The organism is Sphingobium sp., from assembly GCF_035511395.1.
In the GTDB taxonomy this organism is placed as follows: Bacteria; Pseudomonadota; Alphaproteobacteria; order Sphingomonadales; family Sphingomonadaceae; genus Sphingobium.
This window is the reverse complement of record NZ_DATKFP010000120.1, coordinates 1-17,341: the sequence shown is the minus strand read 5'-3', so window position 1 is coordinate 17,341 and position 17,341 is coordinate 1. Positions and strand designations below refer to the sequence as shown.

18 protein-coding genes and 1 pseudogene are annotated in these 17,341 nt (G+C 64.4%); 11 read left to right on the top strand and 8 right to left on the bottom strand.

Annotated elements, in window-relative coordinates:
- The coding region (locus VMR39_RS07590) for an RNA polymerase sigma factor region1.1 domain-containing protein (RefSeq protein WP_325415366.1) at positions 1–209 on the bottom strand (209 nt) is incomplete at its 3' end.
- A gap of 363 nt (positions 210–572) precedes the next feature.
- Between VMR39_RS07590 and VMR39_RS07585 the strand changes: the two genes are divergently transcribed.
- Entirely contained in the window at positions 573–1,208 is a 636-nt protein-coding gene (locus tag VMR39_RS07585; RefSeq protein WP_325415365.1) for a porin family protein, read from the top strand.
- A 90-nt stretch (positions 1,209–1,298) separates the two neighbouring features.
- Here VMR39_RS07585 and VMR39_RS07580 read toward each other — a convergent pair whose 3' ends face one another.
- The gene (locus VMR39_RS07580) at positions 1,299–1,589 is read right to left on the bottom strand and encodes a hypothetical protein (protein ID WP_325415364.1); all 291 of its coding nucleotides are present in this window, start codon (positions 1,587–1,589) and stop codon (positions 1,299–1,301) included.
- A gap of 213 nt (positions 1,590–1,802) precedes the next feature.
- Positions 1,803–1,952: a hypothetical protein gene (locus VMR39_RS07575; protein ID WP_325415363.1), complete on the bottom strand. Its 150-nt coding sequence runs from the start codon at positions 1,950–1,952 to the stop codon at positions 1,803–1,805.
- Positions 1,953–2,176: 224 nt separating this feature from the next.
- On the opposite strand from VMR39_RS07575, the gene VMR39_RS07570 reads away from it, so the two are divergent.
- The 3 genes from VMR39_RS07570 (at position 2,177) to VMR39_RS07560 (ending at position 4,229) form a co-directional block, all read left to right on the top strand.
- A complete protein-coding gene (locus VMR39_RS07570) occupies positions 2,177–2,449 on the top strand; it encodes a PLP-dependent transferase (RefSeq protein WP_325415362.1) in 273 nt (90 codons plus the stop codon).
- A gap of 53 nt (positions 2,450–2,502) precedes the next feature.
- Positions 2,503–3,264, top strand: a complete 762-nt coding sequence (locus tag VMR39_RS07565; protein WP_325415361.1) for an enoyl-CoA hydratase — start codon at positions 2,503–2,505, stop codon at positions 3,262–3,264.
- Between the two features lie 320 nt (positions 3,265–3,584).
- Positions 3,585–4,229 carry an alpha/beta hydrolase gene (locus VMR39_RS07560; protein ID WP_325415360.1) on the top strand — a complete coding sequence of 215 codons (645 nt, stop codon included), beginning with the start codon at positions 3,585–3,587 and terminating at the stop codon, positions 4,227–4,229.
- 51 nt (positions 4,230–4,280) lie between these two features.
- Here the strand turns inward: VMR39_RS07560 and VMR39_RS07555 are convergent, their stop codons facing one another.
- Positions 4,281–5,150, bottom strand: a complete 870-nt coding sequence (locus VMR39_RS07555; RefSeq protein WP_325415359.1) for an aldo/keto reductase family oxidoreductase — start codon at positions 5,148–5,150, stop codon at positions 4,281–4,283.
- A gap of 98 nt (positions 5,151–5,248) precedes the next feature.
- Here VMR39_RS07555 and VMR39_RS07550 point away from each other — a divergent pair, with 98 nt between their 5' ends.
- Positions 5,249–6,097, top strand: coding sequence for a LysR family transcriptional regulator (locus VMR39_RS07550; protein ID WP_325415358.1), 849 nt, complete (start codon positions 5,249–5,251; stop codon positions 6,095–6,097).
- Between the two features lie 107 nt (positions 6,098–6,204).
- Here the strand turns inward: VMR39_RS07550 and VMR39_RS07545 are convergent, their stop codons facing one another.
- The 4 genes from VMR39_RS07545 to VMR39_RS07530 all read right to left on the bottom strand — a co-directional run bounded on the left by VMR39_RS07545 (position 6,205) and on the right by VMR39_RS07530 (position 9,480).
- On the bottom strand, positions 6,205–6,867 hold the full coding sequence (locus tag VMR39_RS07545; protein ID WP_325415357.1) for a DsbA family oxidoreductase: 663 nt from the start codon (positions 6,865–6,867) through the stop codon (positions 6,205–6,207).
- Between the two features lie 306 nt (positions 6,868–7,173).
- Complete coding sequence (locus tag VMR39_RS07540) at positions 7,174–8,280, bottom strand: MucR family transcriptional regulator (RefSeq protein WP_325415356.1); 1,107 nt, start codon at positions 8,278–8,280, stop codon at positions 7,174–7,176.
- A 371-nt stretch (positions 8,281–8,651) separates the two neighbouring features.
- Positions 8,652–9,122 (bottom strand): aminoglycoside 6'-N-acetyltransferase, encoded by a 471-nt coding sequence (aac(6'), locus tag VMR39_RS07535; protein ID WP_325415355.1) that lies wholly within the window; start codon positions 9,120–9,122, stop codon positions 8,652–8,654.
- Positions 9,123–9,204: 82 nt separating this feature from the next.
- Positions 9,205–9,480: an HU family DNA-binding protein gene (locus tag VMR39_RS07530; RefSeq protein WP_325415354.1), complete on the bottom strand. Its 276-nt coding sequence runs from the start codon at positions 9,478–9,480 to the stop codon at positions 9,205–9,207.
- Between the two features lie 248 nt (positions 9,481–9,728).
- Here VMR39_RS07530 and VMR39_RS07525 point away from each other — a divergent pair, with 248 nt between their 5' ends.
- From VMR39_RS07525 to VMR39_RS07500, 6 genes and pseudogenes are all read left to right on the top strand, one after another.
- Positions 9,729–9,980 carry a hypothetical protein gene (locus tag VMR39_RS07525; protein WP_069707838.1) on the top strand — a complete coding sequence of 84 codons (252 nt, stop codon included), beginning with the start codon at positions 9,729–9,731 and terminating at the stop codon, positions 9,978–9,980.
- A gap of 397 nt (positions 9,981–10,377) precedes the next feature.
- On the top strand, positions 10,378–11,154 hold the full coding sequence (locus VMR39_RS07520) for a protein ImuA (protein WP_325415353.1): 777 nt from the start codon (positions 10,378–10,380) through the stop codon (positions 11,152–11,154).
- Positions 11,072–12,889 (top strand): DUF6504 family protein, encoded by a 1,818-nt coding sequence (locus VMR39_RS07515; RefSeq protein ID WP_325415352.1) that lies wholly within the window; start codon positions 11,072–11,074, stop codon positions 12,887–12,889. The genes VMR39_RS07520 and VMR39_RS07515 overlap by 83 nt, the downstream gene beginning before the upstream one ends.
- Entirely contained in the window at positions 12,889–16,149 is a 3,261-nt protein-coding gene (locus tag VMR39_RS07510) for an error-prone DNA polymerase (protein WP_325415351.1), read from the top strand. Before VMR39_RS07515 ends, VMR39_RS07510 begins: the two co-directional genes overlap by 1 nt.
- A gap of 102 nt (positions 16,150–16,251) precedes the next feature.
- Positions 16,252–17,130, top strand: coding sequence for a 3'-5' exonuclease (locus VMR39_RS07505; protein ID WP_325415350.1), 879 nt, complete (start codon positions 16,252–16,254; stop codon positions 17,128–17,130).
- Positions 17,131–17,196: 66 nt separating this feature from the next.
- A pseudogene (locus VMR39_RS07500) lies at positions 17,197–17,341 on the top strand (S1/P1 Nuclease); the annotation flags it as partial.

Here is a 17,341-nt window from a genome sequence, read left to right as displayed (position 1 = left end):
TCGACGATCCTGATGCCCATCTCCGAGATCGCCGCCATGACGTCTTCGATCTGGTCCGCGGTCATCTGATCCTGTGGAAGCGCGAGATTGAGTTCGTCGACAGTGATCGTTCCACGACGCCTGGCAGAGTCTATGAATCTGGCGACGGAGCCGCGGCTTGCCTCGATAACCGGTGCTTCGAACTCTCCGCCGCGTTCACTCTTGCTCATGTCCAGTCGTCAACTCGTCAGTGGGGCCGCGTTTCACGAGGGCCGGTTTGGAATTCGGGGGGCTCCATTGGCGTACAAGCGCAACCATTTCCAGCATCTTTCCACGACTTCCGGTGCCTCCTGGCCGAGGCTGTCGGTAGGCGTCGCCGGAGCCGCAGGCGTTCCCGGGCCGCGAAGGAAAAGGCGCCGGGACAATAAGTGGTCAAGGCCGTCACCCTGCCCGCGCATAGCAGACATCCGACGCCGCAATCGTTGCAATAACGTCACAGATCGGTCGCATTCGAACCGGTCGCTGAGTTTTTCCGGAAACCCGATGCCAATCTCAGCCATTTCGCAGGTGATTGAGATACCAAAGGAAGTTTTATGAAAATTGCCGCCCTCGCACTCGCAGCCTCCATCGCAGCGGGCGTAGTGTCGCAACCCGCTATCGCGCAGGATGCCAGCGCGGATAACACCCCGGTCGTCGCGTCGAACGGCACTTCGTTCCGCGGGATCCGCGTCGAAGGCAACTTCGGTGGTGACCGGTTCCAGTCCGAAGGCAATCATAACGACAAGTTCGGCTATGGCGGTACCGTCGGCTTCGACGGTACGCTGGGCGAGCGGATTGTCGTCGGCGCTGAAGGCAGTTTCTGGCGCCCTGGCAACGGTAACGAGAACACGACCGCACTGGGCGGTGGCAACAGCATCGACCACAAAGCGTTCGAGGAATGGGGCGCCGCCGTGCGTGCAGGCGTCCTCGTAAGCCCGCAGTTCCTGGTCTTCGGCAAGGCCGGCTACGTCAATGGCGAACAGCGCAAGCGCATCGAAGGTCCGGCTGGCAATACGCTGGTCTACGATCACTACCGCGCGGATGGCTACCAGGTCGGCGGCGGGGCTGAATACACGCTTACCGGCGGTCGTCTGCCTGTCTACGTGAACGCACAGTATGTGTACTCCAACTACCACGGCAACAGCGGTCGTCAGCGGGTGATGGGCGGTATCGGCGTACGCTTCAAGTAAGCAGGACGCGGTAACGCCGCACCGGCGTTGGGCTGGATCGACGCTTTGGTGTCGGTCCGGCCCAATTCGTTTGCAGCGACAAAGCCGGCCTCAACGGCGGCTCAAGTACAGGGCAAGGCTGCAAGTTGCCGCCAGCGGGCCCACCCAGTCGACCCACTGGTCGAGGGTGGTCCAGACCCGCCTGTCGAACGGTCCCCACCACGGCATGTTGGCGCGCAGCCCCTCGCCGAAGCGCTCGATCCAGCGATATTCGGCCTGCGCCAGTTCTCGGCCGATGAAGTACGCAGATGCCAAAGCCGCGGCGGCCCACCAGTTGCCGGTAATTCGGCCGACCAGCGTCTGGACGGCCAAGGCCACAAAAATGTGCTCGAAGTATCCCATGGGTGACGAACGCCCGGGCCAGGGCTCGGATGCGACGACAGCCATTTCCGGAAAAAATCATCCGCGAAGAGGGACGCGTGGCAAACAGGGGGGCTCCTCCGAAATCCATTATCACGCGGCCGGCGGGCGGACCAGGTTCCGCATTCCGGCGCGTCACGTGTCGGTACCGCGCAATCATCAGGGGCCGTATGTGGAGATTCCGGCGCCCCCGCATCATTCACGGAATGCGCCGCCGGCATACCTGCTGTCCGGACGATCGGTGATGCTCGTCGAGACAGCCTGATCATCGAACTCGATGCAGAGGATATCCTGACCCGGCTTGGCGCCGAACTCGCCGGAGTGCCAACGCTCGAAGCTGCCCATGACGCTCTCGATGGCCATGCCCCGAAAGTGAAGCGGACATCGCCTCCGATGAAGGAATCGACCTCGTCGGGCTCGATAGCCTTCAGACTTGTGATCGTCTCGGAAACGCCGACCCGCAACCCGTCGAACGTGCTTGGCGGCGGCGCGATGAAGAAGAGGCCGCTTTCGAAGTTCCGCAAATCGCCATCGAAGATATCGCCTGCGAGCACGACAAGGCTGCAGACTTGGTCGATTGCGAGCACCATCAGATTTTCAAAGGCATCGCGCGACGCACGGTTGACCTGCGCCGCAACGCCCTTCAAATCTTCAAGCTCGCGGTCAGCTTGGGAGGCCCGAAATCGCTGGCGAGCCACCCGGCCACGACCACCCATTCCGGCGTGTCCGTGGAAATCCGGGACCGGATCGGCGTCCTGCAGTCCACGGTCCGCCTGTCCATCGGGATCGAGAACGAACGCGATATCGTCGCGGATCTGTCTCAGGCGCTCGACCAGGCCTGAATATCGACCCGGCTGGTTCATAATTTTACTCAAACCATGGGGAGGAAAGGCACATGACGGACTTCGTCAAAGTGACCAACGACCGCCACATCCTGGAAATCGAGATTGATCGCCCCGGGAAGAAGAACGCCCTGACCGGCGGCATGTACCGGATCATGACGGGCGCCCTCGCCGACGCCTCTCACCGAAGCGATGTTCGCGCGGTGCTCATCCATGGAACGGGCGACGCCTTCTGTGCCGGGAACGACCTGGCCGATTTCGTATCCGGCCCGGAAGGCGCCGCCGCCGCCTTCGATTTCATCCGGGCTATAGCCATGTTCCAGAAGCCGATCGTCGCTGCGGTCCAGGGCCTTGCCGTGGGCGTCGGAACGACCCTGCTGTTCCACTGCGATCTCGTTTACGCGGCCCCGGACGCCCGGTTCGTCATGCCGTTCGTCAACCTCGGAATTGTTCCGGAAGCCGGATCAAGCCTGCTTGCACCCGCTACGCTTGGGTATGCCAAGGCGGCATCGATGCTGCTGCTGGGTGAGCCGATGGATGCGCAAGGCGCGGACAAGTCTGGGCTAATCACCGGCATCGTTCCGGCCGATGGGCTTCTCGACCATGCCAGGAGCAAGGCTCGGCTTTTGACCGCCAAGCCACCGGAGGCCCTTCTTGCCACGCGGCGGCTTATGAAAGGCGATCAGGCCGCTGTCGCTGCGCGCATCGAGGAAGAAGCAGGTCTTTTCCGCAGTGCAATGCAATCGCCCGAGGCCAGGGAAGCATTTGCGGCGTTCCTTGAGAAGCGCCAACCTGTCTTCGTTTCGCGAGGCTGAACCTTACCCCTGCCCCTAGTACCCACCGCCCTTCCCGCATGCGACACTCCGCTCTATCAGCTTGGACATGAAGCCATGGATATCAGCTGCTTCACGGAGGCGTATCCGGGACGAGCGCACATACAGTAGGCCGGTCTGCCGCTCGCGCCGCTGTGCCGCTACTATCCCGGCCGCAGGGCGCGTTCTGCCGCGTTCAAGGCATTCATCGATCTCGCACGCCAGCTTGCGGCCGCCAGAACGGGAACGCCACGCAGTGTGTTTCAACCGAAGCCTCTGGGCGCACGACCACGCGCCCCAAACAATCCAGAAGGAATATCCTGATGCTCGACGGCCCCCGCCTCGCCCCGTTCTCCGGCAATGCCCCCGATGCTCTGGTAGTCCTCCTCCATGGCTATGGCTCCAACGGCGAGGACCTCATTTCGCTTGCAAGCATGATTCAGCCCGCCTTGCCGAATGCCGCCTTCGTGGCTCCGAATGCACCCTCGCAAATCCCCCGCATGGCCGCCGCTTACCAGTGGTGGCCGATCGAGACCTTCTCGATGACGGAACGTGCCGCCGGTGCCGCCGCTGCGGCGCCGATGCTCGATGCCTTCCTCACTGCGGAGCTCGAAGCTGCCGGGCTGCCCAGCAACCGCCTGCTGCTTGCCGGCTTCAGCCAGGGCACGATGATGGCGCTCCACGTCGGATTGCGCCGGACCGAAACTGTCGCCGGGATCGTCGGCATCTCGGGCATGCTCGTCGCGCCGGATCAACTGGAGATCGATATCCGCAGCCGCCCGCCAGTGCTGCTGATCCACGGCACCGACGACGAAGTGGTGCCGTTCCGCTCGATGGACCTGGCCAACGCTGCACTCACGGCAGCCAGCGTGCCGGTCGAGATGCACGTCTCGCCGGGGCTTGGCCACAGCGTCGGGCAGGATGGCCTCGAGGCAGCTGCCGCATTCGCCCGGACGGTCATCGGCTAAACCGCGCACTCCGACCTTTCAGCGTACTTCACCCTCGAACAGCGGCAGATTTCATGTGCCCGCTATGACATCCATCTCGTCGAGAACATCCTGCGACAGGCGCAGCCTTTCTGCCGCCAGGTTTTCGGTCAGATGTGCGACGCTCGAGGTGCCGGGGATCAGGAGCAGGTTGGGCGAACGTGCCAGCAACCACGCCAGCGCAACCTGCAACGGGCTGGCTTCGAGCCGCGCCGCGATCCGGGACAGCGCATCCGACTGGATCGGGCTGAACCCGCCCAGCGGGAAGAACGGGACATAGGCGATCCCCTGGGCGGCCAGTTCTTTGACCAGGGTGTCGTCGGCGCGGTGGACGAGATTGTACTGGTTCTGGACGCAGACTACCGGCGCAATCTTCTGCGCCTCGGTCACTTGCGCAGGGGTGACGTTGCTGAGTCCGAGATGCCGGATCAGTCCTTGCTCGCGCAACTCGGCAAGTGCGGCGAACTGTGCTTCCAGCGACCCTTCGCTCGGCGCGTGGACATCGCCCATCAGCCTCAGGTTGACGACTTCGAGCTGCTCCAGTCCCAGATTGCGCAGGTTGTCGTGCACCGCCCGCGTGAGTTCAGCCGGGCTCTGCGCCGGGAGCCACGAGGCATCGTCGCCGCGAACCGCGCCCACCTTGGTCACGATGACCAGATCATCAGCGTAAGGGTGCAGGGCCTCGCAGATGATCTGGTTGGTCACGTGCGGTCCGTAGAAGTCGCTCGTGTCGATATGGTTGACCCCGGCCTCTACTGCAGCGCGCAGGACCGCAATCGCGACAGCGCGATCGCGCGGTGGGCCGAACACGCCGGGCCCTGCAAGCTGCATGGCACCGTAGCCCATCCGGTTGACGGTACGGTCGCCGAGTTGAAAGGTCTTCGCGGGTGCAAGATCGGTCATGCGCAAGTCTCCTGTGAAGGTGCGATCAGGCATATGGACTTGTCGCCAACGATCGATAAGCCGTGCGGCTCGGCACAGGCTGTACGAGAATCTGCACAATGGCGACTGAACTCGACGATCTATCGGCTTTCGTGGCCGTGGCCCGCGCAGGCGGTTTTCGGGAGGCAGCACGGATGTCGGGCGTTTCCGCATCCGGTCTCAGCGAAGCGCTTCGGCGGCTGGAGGCGCGGCTGGGCGCCCGTCTGCTGCACCGCACGACGCGCAGCATCTCGACCACCGAAGCGGGGACCCGGCTGTTCGAGCGCCTGTCTCCCGCCCTCACCGAGATCGATGCCGCACTCGACGCCGTCCATGCCGAGACCGACCAGCCGGCCGGCACCCTGCGGCTCAACGTCCCGGCGAACGTCGCCAGAACCGTCCTTCCCGGCATCCTGCCGCCATTCCTGAAGGCGCATCCCCAGATCCGGGTGGAAGTAATCGTGGAAGACAGCTTCGTCGATATCCTCGCTTCCGGGGCCGACGCCGGCATTCGCTATGAAGAACGGCTGGAGCAGGACATGATCGCCGTACCGATCGGGCCACGGTCGCAGCGGATAATCACGGCGGCGGCTCCGGCCTATCTCGATCTCCATGGCCGCCCCGCACATCCCCGCGACCTCCTCGACCACGCCTGCCTGCGCTTGCGCTTCTCCAGCGGCGCAAGGGCCACCTGGGAGTTCGAGCGCGGCGACGAAGTGATCAGCCTCGACCCGCCCGGCCCTCTGCTTATCCAGCCCGGATCGGCGTGCGACCTGCTGGTCGAGACGGCGATGGCGGGCCTCGGCGTCGTACGGCTGTTCGAGGACTGGCTCGGGCCGGCCGTGCAGTCAGGGGCGCTGGAACGGATACTCGACGAATGGGACGAGCCGTTCTCGGGGCCGATGCTCTATTATTCCGGCCGCCGCTAGCTTCCGCCTCCTCTCAGGGCCTTCATCGACTTTACCCGGACGGAGCCAGTCGTGTCGCAAGCGCAACGGTAATGACCATCCGCCTGCATCAAGGTGTGCAGTCCAGGCTATTGAGTAACTGCGGCCCGTCCGGCGGCGATCTTTTTCAGCACGTCCTCGAACACCTCGACCGGCTGGCCGCCCGACACAAGGTACTTCTCGTCGATGATGATCGCCGGGACGCTCGAAATCCCTCGCGAGCGCCAGAGTTCCTCGTCATCACGGACTGCCACGGCGAACTCGTCTCCGCCGAGGATTTCCGCCGCGCGCGACGTATCGAGGCCCACCCGAGCCACCACGTCCAGCAGTACCTCATGGCGCGAGACATTGGCGCCCTGGGTGAAGTACGCCTCGAACAGCGCGTGCTTGAGTTCGGATTGGCGGCCCTGTTCTCCCGCCCAATGCAGCAGCCTATGCGCGTCGAACGTATTGTAGATCCGGCTCTCGTCGTTCATCGCAATCGTGAAGCCGACGCTTGCGGCGCGCTCCTGAAGCACCGCCCTGCTCGCGGCCGACTGTTCGGGCGTGGATCCGTACTTCTGGGCAATGTGCTCACGCAGGTTTTGCCCCTCGCTCCCCATGTTCGGATTCAGTTCGAACGGCTGGAAATGGATCTCGGCAGTGACTTCTCCCTCGAGCCGCTCAAGGGCGGCTTCCAGGCCCTTCAGTCCGATGACGCACCAGGGACAGGCCACATCGGACACGAAATCGATCTTCAACTGCTGGGGCACTCTCAGGCGTTCCTTCGATCAGCTTCACGTGCCCGGACAGATAGGAACGTTTTCGGCACATGACGAGGATACGGCGTTGTATGGCGGGCCAATGCCCCTGCAAGGCGCGCAGCTCCGTCAGGCCTGGAGGCGCGTAGTGGCGAGAATGGATAACGGCTTCAGTGCGCCGTTATCGGTTGGCGACCAGGGACCACCATTGGATCGTCGGCAGTGTGGAGCTGTCCGGCAGGGAGCGCCAACGTGCCGGTCCCACTCTGCCGATACCACTCTGCCGCCTCACGCGGCAGAGTGGTGGGTCCGACAGCTTTACCTGGCCTTCACGACCTGACGCTTGCGGCGCGGTTTAGCCTCCGCGATGGCGGGCGCGGTCGTTTCAACCGCAGTGGTTGCCTCAGCGGCCTCGTTTCCGAACAGGCCGAGCTTGCGTCGGCGCTTCGGCTTTTCGGCCACAGCGGGAGTTTCTTGCGCCACTGGCACGGAACCAGCCGACGTTATCGACGGCTTGGGTGTCCGTGCCATGCGCTTTACCGGCTGCTTCCTCGTTGTCCCCGGGCTGGTCGCAGCTTCTTCTGGCGTCCTCGTTTCGGCAGAGGCAGCAGCAGCGGTTTCGACCTTTGCCGCAGCAGTCTCCGGCTCAGCAGTGTCCGGAGCCACCTCGACCGCTGGAATGGTTCCCGTTTCAGCCCCGGCAGAGGGGGATTTCGCGAGTGCTTTCCGAGCCTTTGGTGCCTTAGGCCCCTCTGGCGCAACCGGATCCGGCTCCGCCGCAGCCTTCGCCGGCTTCTTCACGGGCTTGGCGGAAGGGGCGGCGACCGCGGAAGCGGGTGCCTGCGGCGCATCAGTTCTTGACGCAGCTTTGCGTTGTTTCGGCTTTGGCGTGGCCGCGGACGCTGTCTTTGCAGCGGGCTTGGGCTTTACCGTTCCTGATGCGGGTTTACTTGATGGGCTCAGTTCTGCGCTTACGTCGGCGGATGCGGGGCTCGACGTAGCCGAACTGCCAGCAGCCGCCTTGCGATTGCCCAATCCGATCTTTTCGGCGATCTCGCGGCGCCGCGCCGCGAAAGACGGCGCGATCATGGGATAGCTCGCAGGCAGATTGTAGCGCTCGCGATATTGTTCCGGGGTGAGCCCGTTGCTCGCCAGGTGACGTTTGAGCGTCTTGTAAGGTTTGCCGTCGATGAGGCTAAGAATGTGATCCGCCGACGCCAGGCTCTTGCGCACTGAAACCGCAGGCGTGTAGGTCGGTGCTTCGGGTTCCGCTTGCGCAGGGGCGCTGTCTTCAACGAGAGCGGCCCGCGTCGAGCGAATGAGGCCGGGAAGATCATCGGCACTGACCGTATTGTTGGCGAGATACGCGCTCAGAAGTTGAACGGTGAGTGCCGCAATATCGGAAGTCGGTTCGGTGTCAGGCATCGATTTGCACCTCTCGGATTTGTGACGGCGGCGTTGAGCTATTGCCAGTGTGGCAATTTGTGTTGGATCAACGCGATTGCAGGGCTTTTCAAGGATAAATGTAGCGAACACCTCGATCCGAAGCGCGCTCGACTACAATAGTGCGTCAACGGAGCATGGTCCTGTGAGGCTATCGGCCAGCCGATATCCCTGTCGTCGGATTGCGGCCACGGTCTCACTTGCTTTCAAGGGTTCTCCGGGCAAGGCGGCACCCGATCAGCCTCAATGTCCCATCTGCGCTGCACGCTCCTTAGATGTGCAGCCTGTTGATAACACGGTGAACAAGCTGCGGAGAAAGCGCAATGGACATCCGAAGCCTCGTCTGGAGCAGCTCAGCTGAACGGCGGCATCGGCGTCAGGAGCTTGCGAAAATACACCACCCGCTCGGTTTCCTCGAATTTCAGCGCTGCATGCATCGCATGCGACACGGTGTTGTCCAACATGGCATCCGAGGCGAGTTCAGCGCAGCCCATGCTGCGTGCCCAGGCTTCCACGGCGTCCACCAAGCCGCGCCCAATGCCTTGTCGCCGGCATTCTTCCAAAACGTATAGCCCTTCGAGGAAAGCCACCGGTGAAGTTTCGCAGCCGTTGACGTATTCGGCACGCAGCGCGGCTTCCGCAAATCCGACAAGCGCCCCGCGTTGATCGCGTGCCAGGAAGCCAATGAAAGGCTGTGGCTCCGCCGTCAGTTGAACCAGGTCTTCGTGGTGCTCTGCTTCCGAGCCATCTGGCCAGAGCGCCCTGCGCAGAGCCGCCCATTCAAGAAGATCAGCGTGGCTGCCCACTGTTATCCGCACGATCATGCCGCTCGGCCTCGCAAACTGGTCAGGGTAATTGTGCATGGTGGCGGCGCCGAGCTCGGCTCGGTGCCGCCACCGTATTACATCAGCCGTTGAGCTTGTCCTTGACCGCCTTGGCGACCGTGAAGGTCAGCTTCTTCGAAGCCTTGATGGTCATTGCCTCGCCGGTTGCTGGGTTGCGGCCTTCACGCTCGGGGCTGTCCTTGACCTTGAACTTGCCAAAGCCGTTGAGCGAGACTTCCTCGCCCTTGGCAGCCGCGCTGCCGATGGCCTCGAAGACGGCATCGACAATCTTGCGGGCGTCGGCTTTGGCAATGCCGTGATCGCTGGCGATGGCGTCGGCGAGATCGCTGTTGTTCATGAGAAGTTCGTCCTGTCGATGTCGATGGTCCGCAAGCTGTGCTGCTTTCGAGCTTCGCGGCCTTCCACCATGGAACAGCCGAAGCCGCGTTCAAAGCCGTACACTCACGCTCAACGCGCCTTGATGCCGCTTTGTCCACAGCCTGTGGATATGTGAAACTCATCCGGCGTCCGAAGTGGTCGCACATCATCGGGCGCGGAACCATTCTCGGTGCCGTCTCTTGCATAACACACACAAGGAGAATTCCCATGTTTGGCAAGGTCATCGGCGCAATCGCAGGAAACAAGGCGGCAAAGCACGTCCAGGGGGTGAGCGGCACGGGAGGTACGTTGCTCGGCTTTGCAGCGCCGATGGTGCTACGCCGCCTCGGCCCTCTCGGCCTCATTACCGCAGTTGCAGGCGGCTATGCTTACAAGCGCTACACCGACCGGCGGGCGGCAGAAAAGCAGAAAGTCGCGCGGCCCAGCGGATTTGCCGAGCCCACGCGTACACAGGCCTGACACTGTCCTGCAGCCGCAATCCGCCCGCTTCGAGCGTGTTACGGGCATGATAAGACGCGGGACATCAGGATCGACCGTGCTGTGGTACCCGTGGTCGCAACAGAGCGCAATGTAGGTGCCAGGAACGGAGCCTGGCTCTTGGCCAGCAAGCGCTTTGTCCCCAACAGTGCCGCGTCCCACGACCGAGCGGGAACCGCGAGGGAAATGCCCCCGCCAACAGCCCTTGAGTACCTTCCGGTCCTTTAGGGCACTAATGCACATATCGGCCTTGCGGAAAATTCTTTTTCTTTTTCAACCCGTTGCTTAACGAGCATCTGCCTGGTTTTCATGGGTCGATACCTTGACGCAGCGGTTGCCGGAATGGAACATATAGCGAACACATGAGTCGCTGTTGCCAATGATCCTGCAAACCGCCCTTTCCTCCCGGCTGCCTGCCGAGCACCTTGCCGCACTGCGTGCCCAGATCGCGCAAGTGCAGGCGGCGCGTGGTCCGGTGCTCCCGTTCGGCCTGCCGCAAATCGATACGCGCCTTGCAGGCGGCGGCCTCGATGGCGCCGCGCTTCACGAGATCGCGGGCGCCAGTGCCAGCTGGAGCGACGATGCTGCCGCCACCCTGTTTGCCGCGGGGCTCGCCGCGCGCTTTGCTGCCTGCCAGGGCATGACCGTGCTGTGGGCGCTTAGCCGCTTCGACCTGTATGCTCCGGGCCTCGAACAGGTCGGGCTCGGCCCCGGCAACGTGCTCTATGCCCAGGGTAGGAAGGATTCCGAAGTCCTTGCACTGGCTGAAGATGCTTTGCGCGACGGATCGCTGGCCTGCGTCATCGCCGAGGTCAAAGCCGCCGACCAGACCGCCACCCGGCGCCTGCAGCTGGCTGCGTCCGACGGGAAAACCCCGATGCTTCTCTACCGGCGGCATCGTTCGCGCGAGCGCAGCCCGCTGGCTCAGCCGTCCGCCGCAATGACGCGCTGGAGCATCGCAGCGGCGCCTTCCACCGCGCTACCCCACGCGGGCATCGGCCGGGGGCAATGGACGATCGAACTTGTCCGCCAGCGCGGCGGCAATCCCTTTTCCCTTCTTGTCGAGGCCTGCGATGACCAGGGTTGCCTCGCTCTACCTGCCGCAGTTGCCGATCGAGCGACTACGCCGGTTGGAGCGTCCATCCGCGCCGCTTGACGCGGCCGCGCTGGTCCCGCGCTTTTCGCAAGCCATTGACGACGACCCCGGTGCCTGCTCGGTGCCGCGCGGCGGCGGATGGCGACCCGGCGCGCGCTGGGCGCAAGGTGCGCTTGGCCTCGCCTCGGCGCAGGCCGATATCGACGCACTGCCGGCCCATCAGCGACCGACGATGCGCGAGATGGGGCGACGCAGCGAAACCGCCGATCATCCCTTCAGGGCCATGGCTTGTGATGACGGTGGACCGGCCGGCAGGCCGTGGCCGGTGCACGCGGCGCATCGCCAGTACCATCTCTGGGCCAGGCCCCTGGTCCTCATCGCGCGCAGTGGGCAACGCGACATCGTGACCGCCGCTTGCCCGGTCGCGCTCGACCTCGGCCTGCGTCCCGGCATGGCCGCCGCCCACGCACGCGCACTCATAAGCGACCTCGACGTGCGCGGCGCAGACCGAACTGCAGACGCGGCCTGGCTCGACCGGCTGGCGCTTCACGCCGTCCGGCACTGGACACCGACCGCAAGTGCCTGCGATGCCGATGGCCTCTGGCTCGATCTCACCGGAACCACGCATCTCTTCGGCGGCGAGGATCGCTTCTGCCGCCGGGTTCTGCGTTTTTTGGATCGCCTGGGCTTTACCGCGCGCATCGCCATCGCCGCAACGCCGGGCGCCGCGCATGCGCTTGCCCGTTTCGGAGGCCACACCGTGATTATCCTGCCTCCACGCAGCGAGGCGCAGGCAATCGCCGACCTGCCGCTGGCCGCCCTGCGCCTGGCCGCCGACACTCTGGCAACGGCAGGCCGTTTCGGGCTGGAACGCATCGGCGACCTCTATGCGATGCCGCGTGGCCCCCTCGCCAAGAGGCTTGGGCTGAAGGCCGTCGAGCGGCTTGACCAGGCGCGAGGCCTTGTTGCCGAGCCGATCGTTCCGGTGGCTGCGTTCGAGGAGCCTCGCGCCGAGCGCCGGCTGCTCGAACCAATCGTCACCGCCGAGGCCATCAACCATGTAATCGGCGATCTTCTCACCGACCTCGTGCACGAACTGCAAGGCCGCCGGCTGGGCTTGCGCACCGCAGTGCTGACTTGCCGGCGGGTGGACGGGATCGACCAGCGCATCGCCGTGGGCACCGCGCGCGCCACCCGAGATGCAAAGCATCTCGCACGCATGTTCGCCATGCGTGTCGAGCGGATCGACGCCGGGCTTGGCATCGAGGTGATGAAGCTTGCCGCGCCGCGCGTCGAGGACCTGCAGCCGGTCGCGCTCGGGTGCGGACTCCTGGGCACCCAGCACACGCCTGATGTCGCGCCGCTCATCGACCAACTGGCGGGCCGGGCTGGCGAAGAGGCGCTGTTCCGGGTCAGCGCGATCGAGAGCGACGTGCCTGAGCGCGCGGTTCGCCGCACGCCGCCGCTTGCGACGACAGCCGGCTGGCCTGCCTGGCGCCGACCGGTTCGCCTGCTGCATCGGCCTGAACTGCTCACCAACGTGGTCGCCCTGCTACCCGATCATCCTCCGCGTCGCTTCTCGTGGCGCGGCACGCCATACCGGGTGTCGGCTGGCGAAGGCCCTGAGCGCATCCATGGCGAATGGTGGCGCTGCTCCCGCGAAATGTGGGCTGTGCGCGACTATTTCATGGTCGAGACTGGAGGCGGAGAGCGCTTCTGGCTATTCCGGCGCGGAGACGGCGTCGATGCACCGACCGGCGATCTCACCTGGTATCTCCACGGTGTGTTCGGCTGATGGCGACCTACGTCGAACTGCAGGTCACCAGCCACTTCTCGTTCCTGCGCGGTGCTTCGGCGCCCGAGGAACTGTTCGCAGCAGCAGCCACGTTTGGCCACACTGCGCTTGGCCTTGCCGATCATGACACGGTGGCCGGGATCGTGCGCGGATGGGCCGGGCAGAAGGAGACGGGCGTACGCATGATCGCGGGCTCGCGCATCGAACTGGCCGATGGCCGCGCGATGCTTCTCTACCCCACCGATCGCCCCGCCTGGTCGCGCCTCACGCGCCTGCTTTCGCTGGGCAAGGGCCGCGGCGGCAAGGGCAAGTGCATCCTTACATGGAACGACATAGCCGCGAGTTGCCAAGGGCTGGTCGCTATCCTGCTTCCGGACATGCCGGACGCACGGACCGCGGCCTACTTCCAGGACCTGCGCGCCGCCTTCGGCGATCGCGGGTACTGCGCACTATCGCTGCGCCGGAGGCCGGGCGACCAGGGCCGGCTTCACGGTCTCGATGCTCTCGCCCGCAAGGCCGGCATCCGCTGCGTCGCGACCGGCGACGTGCTTTACCATCAACCCGAACTGCGCCCGCTGCAGGACGTGATGACCGCCATCCGCGAGAAGACCACGATCGATGCCCTGGGCTTCAGGCGCGAGAGGTTCATGGACCGCAACCTCAAGTCGCCGGAGGAAATGGAGCGCCGCTTCGCCGTCTTCCCCGATGCCATCCAGGCCAGCGCCGACATTGCCGCGCAGTGTCGTTTCGACCTGGGCGAAATCCAGTACCAGTATCCCTACGAGGAGGTGATGGCCGGCCGCACCGCGCAGCAGGCACTTGCCGCCCTGACCGAGGAAGCGGCGGCGCGCATGTTTCCGCAAGGGCTGGGCAAAGCCTACCGCAAGCAGATCGACCACGAACTGCGGCTGATCGCCCAGCTGGGCTATGCCCCCTACTTCCTGACCGTCCACGCGATCGTCGCGGAAAGCCGGCGGCGCGGCATCCTGTGCCAGGGCCGCGGCTCGGCCGCCAACAGCTGCGTGTGCTTCGTGCTGGGCATCACCTCGATCGATCCGATCAAACACGAACTCCTGTTCGAGCGTTTCGTCTCGGGCGAGCGCAAGGAGCCGCCCGACATCGACGTCGATTTCGAGCACGAGCGGCGCGAGGAGATCATCCAGTGGATCTATGAAACTTACGGTCGCCATCGCTCGGCGCTGACCGCCGTCGTCACCCGCTACCGCACGCGAGGCGCGGTCGCCGAAGTGGGCAAGGCGCTGGGGCTGCCGCGCGATCTCACCAAGATGCTCACGGGTCTTGTATGGGGCTGGTCGATAGACGGGATCAGCAACGAACAGATCGAAAGTCTCAATCTCAACGCCGACGACCATCGCCTGCGCCTGACCCTGGAATTGTCGCGCCAGCTGATCGGGACACCTCGGCATCTTTCGCAGCACCCCGGCGGCTTCGTGCTGACGCAGGAACGGCTCGACGACCTCGTTCCGATCGAGCCGGCGCGCATGGAGGATCGCCAGATCATCGAGTGGGACAAGGACGACATCGATGCACTGAAATTCATGAAAGTCGATGTGCTGGGCCTCGGGATGCTCGGCTGCATGAACCGCGCCTTCCATTTGCTCGAGACCCACAAGGGCGTCCGGGTAGGAATGGCCGACCTGCAGGATGACGACCCGGACGTCTACGCAATGATCCAGAAAGCCGACACGCTGGGCGTGTTCCAGATCGAGAGCCGCGCGCAGATGTCGATGTTGCCGCGCATCAAGCCCGACAAATTCTACGACCTCGTCATCGAGGTCGCGATCGTGCGACCGGGTCCCATTCAGGGCGACATGGTCCACCCCTACCTGCGGCGGCGCGAAGGCAAGGAGACCCCCGAGTATCCGAAGGCCGAACTGCGCGCGGTGCTGGAAAAGACGCTGGGCGTGCCGCTGTTCCAGGAGCAGGCAATGAAGGTCGCGATCGTCGGCGCCGGCTTCACGCCGGTCGAAGCCGACCAGCTGCGCCGCGCGATGGCGACCTTCAAGCTGACTGGCGGGGTCAGCCACTTCTACGACAAGCTGGTGGGCGGCATGGTCGCGCGCGGCTACCCCAAGGACTTCGCCGAGCGTACCTTCAAGCAGATCGAGGGCTTCGGATCCTACGGTTTTCCAGAAAGCCATGCGGCCTCTTTCGCCAAGATCGCCTATGCCAGCTGCTGGATGAAACACCATCATCCTGACGTGTTCTGCGCCGCCCTGCTCAACGCCCAGCCGATGGGCTTCTACGCACCCGCGCAGATCGTGCGCGATGCGAGAGCCCACGGCGTCGAGGTACGTCCCGTCTCGATCAACCACAGCCACTGGGACTGTTCGCTCGAACCCGGCCGCGGCAAATACCTCGCGGTGCGCCTCGGCTTTCGCCAGGTGCGCGGCCTCGCCAATGTCCATGGCGCCGCGATCGTCGCCGCACGCGGCCCTGCCCCGTTCGGAACCATCGAGGAAGTATGGCGCCGCGCCGGGGTGCCGCGCGCGGCGATCGAGCGGCTTGCCGAGGCCGATGCCTTTTCCAGTATCGCGCAAGATCGCCGGCAGGGCCTTTGGAAGGTGAAAGGTCTAGGGGACGCGCCGCTCCCGCTCTTTGCGGCGGCCGACGAGCGCGAAGCGCGTTTCAGGCCGGAGAACGTAGAGCAGGACGTGACCTTGCGGGAGATGAGCGAGGGCCATGAAGTAGTCGAGGATTATCGCTCGCTACAGATGTCGCTTCGCGGGCACCCGCTCCAGTTCCTGCGCTCGCAGCTCGATGCCATGCGCATCGTGCGCTGCGCAGATCTCGGCGCGATCCGCGATGGCCGCAACATCGAGGTTGCCGGGGTAATCCTCGTGCGCCAGCGCCCCGGCTCGGCCAAGGGCGTGCTGTTCGTGACGATCGAGGACGAGACCGGCATCGCCAACGGCATCCTGTGGCCCGACAAGTTCGAGATCTACCGGCGGCAGATCATGTCCGCCTCGATGATCGCAATGCGCGGCCGCCTGCAGAAGGAGGGCGAGATCATCCACGTGATTTGCGACCGCATCATCAACCACGACGACATGCTCCGCTCGATTGCCCACAGCGACTTCTCCGTGACGCCAGGACGCGGTGACGGCGCCAGTAACGGCGGCGGTCCCGATCCACGCGATCCATCCTGGCCTCGCGGCAGGACGCTGGGCTCGCCAGGCTACGGGCCGGGCAAGGATCCGGATGATCTCGTGCCGATCCGCAGTCACGATTTTCACTGATCGACCTTTCGCGTCTCACCCGGGCAGAACGGGCGCGCCATTTTCTCGGCCCTTCCCGGCGCACGCTTTCCCCGGCAGCGCGCCGCGACTATCAGGCGGGCGATGACGTCTTTCGCTTCCAACGCCTTGTCCGAAGCTGCCCGCGCTCTCGAAGCCCATCCGGACTTTCGGGTGCTTCGGCGCCTGCTTCCAGTGAACCGGCTATATGCAGGACCGCCGCACGGGAAGACACGCATTGGTCTCGCCCTCGACGTCGAAACGACAGGTCTCGACCGGGAAACCGACAAGATCATCGAACTTGCCGTCCAGCGCTTTCGCTTCGATGAGCTTGGCCGGATTGTCCAGGTCGGCACACCCCGGCTCTGGCGCGAGGATCCGCAGCAGCCACTTGACCCCAGGATCGCCCGTCTCACCGGCCTGTCCGACGAGGCCCTCGCGGGTCAGGCGATCGACGAGGCGGAAGCCACCGACATTCTGGCATCTGCCGACCTCATCGTCGCACACAATGCCGCCTTCGACCGGCCCTTCGTCGATCGGCGGCTTCCGACAATCGCGGGGCGCGCCTGGGCCTGTTCGATGGCGGAGGTCGACTGGCTGGAACTCGGCTTCGACGGGAAGGCCCTGGGATACCTGGTTTCGCAGTGCGGATGGTTCTTCGAGGGGCACCGCGCCGAGAACGACATCCTCGCGCTGATCTACCTCCTTGGCCATGCCGCGCCTGATGGTGAAACCATCATGGCCAAGCTTGTGGCCCAGTCGCAGCGGCCGAGCTTTCGCGTGAACGCAGTGGATGCTCCATTCGAGGGCAAGGATGCCCTCAAGGCACGCGGCTATCGCTGGGACCCGGCGATGCGCTTCTGGTCGAAGACCATTCCCGAGGACGCCATGGACGCCGAACGATCGTGGCTCCTGGCGGACATCTATGCCGGTCACGGCGAGCCGGCATTCCATCCCCAATCCGCTTGTGAGCGATATCGATAAAGGCAGCGCGCCCGAACCATCGGCGAATGGGGTTTCAAGCGTCGTCTCCTGCTCTATGAAACGCTCATGCGCAAACTCATCCCGCTCACCCTTTCGCTCGCCCTCGCCACGCCCGCCCATGCCTGGGGGCCGATCGGACACCGCATCACGGGTGCCATCGCCGACGAGAACCTGAGCGGCCTTGCCCGCGCGAATGTCCGGCTGCTGCTCG

What these genes read in the sequence shown, in the direction of transcription:
- VMR39_RS07585 (WP_325415365.1), top strand. Translation starts at nt 573, where the DNA reads ATGAAAATTGCCGCCCTCGCACTCGCAGCCTCCATCGCAGCGGGCGTA.
- VMR39_RS07580 (WP_325415364.1), bottom strand. Translation starts at nt 1,589, where the DNA reads ATGGGATACTTCGAGCACATTTTTGTGGCCTTGGCCGTCCAGACGCTG.
- VMR39_RS07575 (WP_325415363.1), bottom strand. Translation starts at nt 1,952, where the DNA reads ATGGGCAGCTTCGAGCGTTGGCACTCCGGCGAGTTCGGCGCCAAGCCG.
- VMR39_RS07565 (WP_325415361.1), top strand. Translation starts at nt 2,503, where the DNA reads ATGACGGACTTCGTCAAAGTGACCAACGACCGCCACATCCTGGAAATC.
- VMR39_RS07560 (WP_325415360.1), top strand. Translation starts at nt 3,585, where the DNA reads ATGCTCGACGGCCCCCGCCTCGCCCCGTTCTCCGGCAATGCCCCCGAT.
- VMR39_RS07555 (WP_325415359.1), bottom strand. Translation starts at nt 5,150, where the DNA reads ATGACCGATCTTGCACCCGCGAAGACCTTTCAACTCGGCGACCGTACC.
- VMR39_RS07550 (WP_325415358.1), top strand. Translation starts at nt 5,249, where the DNA reads ATGGCGACTGAACTCGACGATCTATCGGCTTTCGTGGCCGTGGCCCGC.
- VMR39_RS07540 (WP_325415356.1), bottom strand. Translation starts at nt 8,280, where the DNA reads ATGCCTGACACCGAACCGACTTCCGATATTGCGGCACTCACCGTTCAA.
- VMR39_RS07530 (WP_325415354.1), bottom strand. Translation starts at nt 9,480, where the DNA reads ATGAACAACAGCGATCTCGCCGACGCCATCGCCAGCGATCACGGCATT.
- VMR39_RS07525 (WP_069707838.1), top strand. Translation starts at nt 9,729, where the DNA reads ATGTTTGGCAAGGTCATCGGCGCAATCGCAGGAAACAAGGCGGCAAAG.
- VMR39_RS07520 (WP_325415353.1), top strand. Translation starts at nt 10,378, where the DNA reads ATGATCCTGCAAACCGCCCTTTCCTCCCGGCTGCCTGCCGAGCACCTT.
- VMR39_RS07515 (WP_325415352.1), top strand. Translation starts at nt 11,072, where the DNA reads ATGACCAGGGTTGCCTCGCTCTACCTGCCGCAGTTGCCGATCGAGCGA.
- VMR39_RS07510 (WP_325415351.1), top strand. Translation starts at nt 12,889, where the DNA reads ATGGCGACCTACGTCGAACTGCAGGTCACCAGCCACTTCTCGTTCCTG.
- VMR39_RS07505 (WP_325415350.1), top strand. Translation starts at nt 16,252, where the DNA reads ATGACGTCTTTCGCTTCCAACGCCTTGTCCGAAGCTGCCCGCGCTCTC.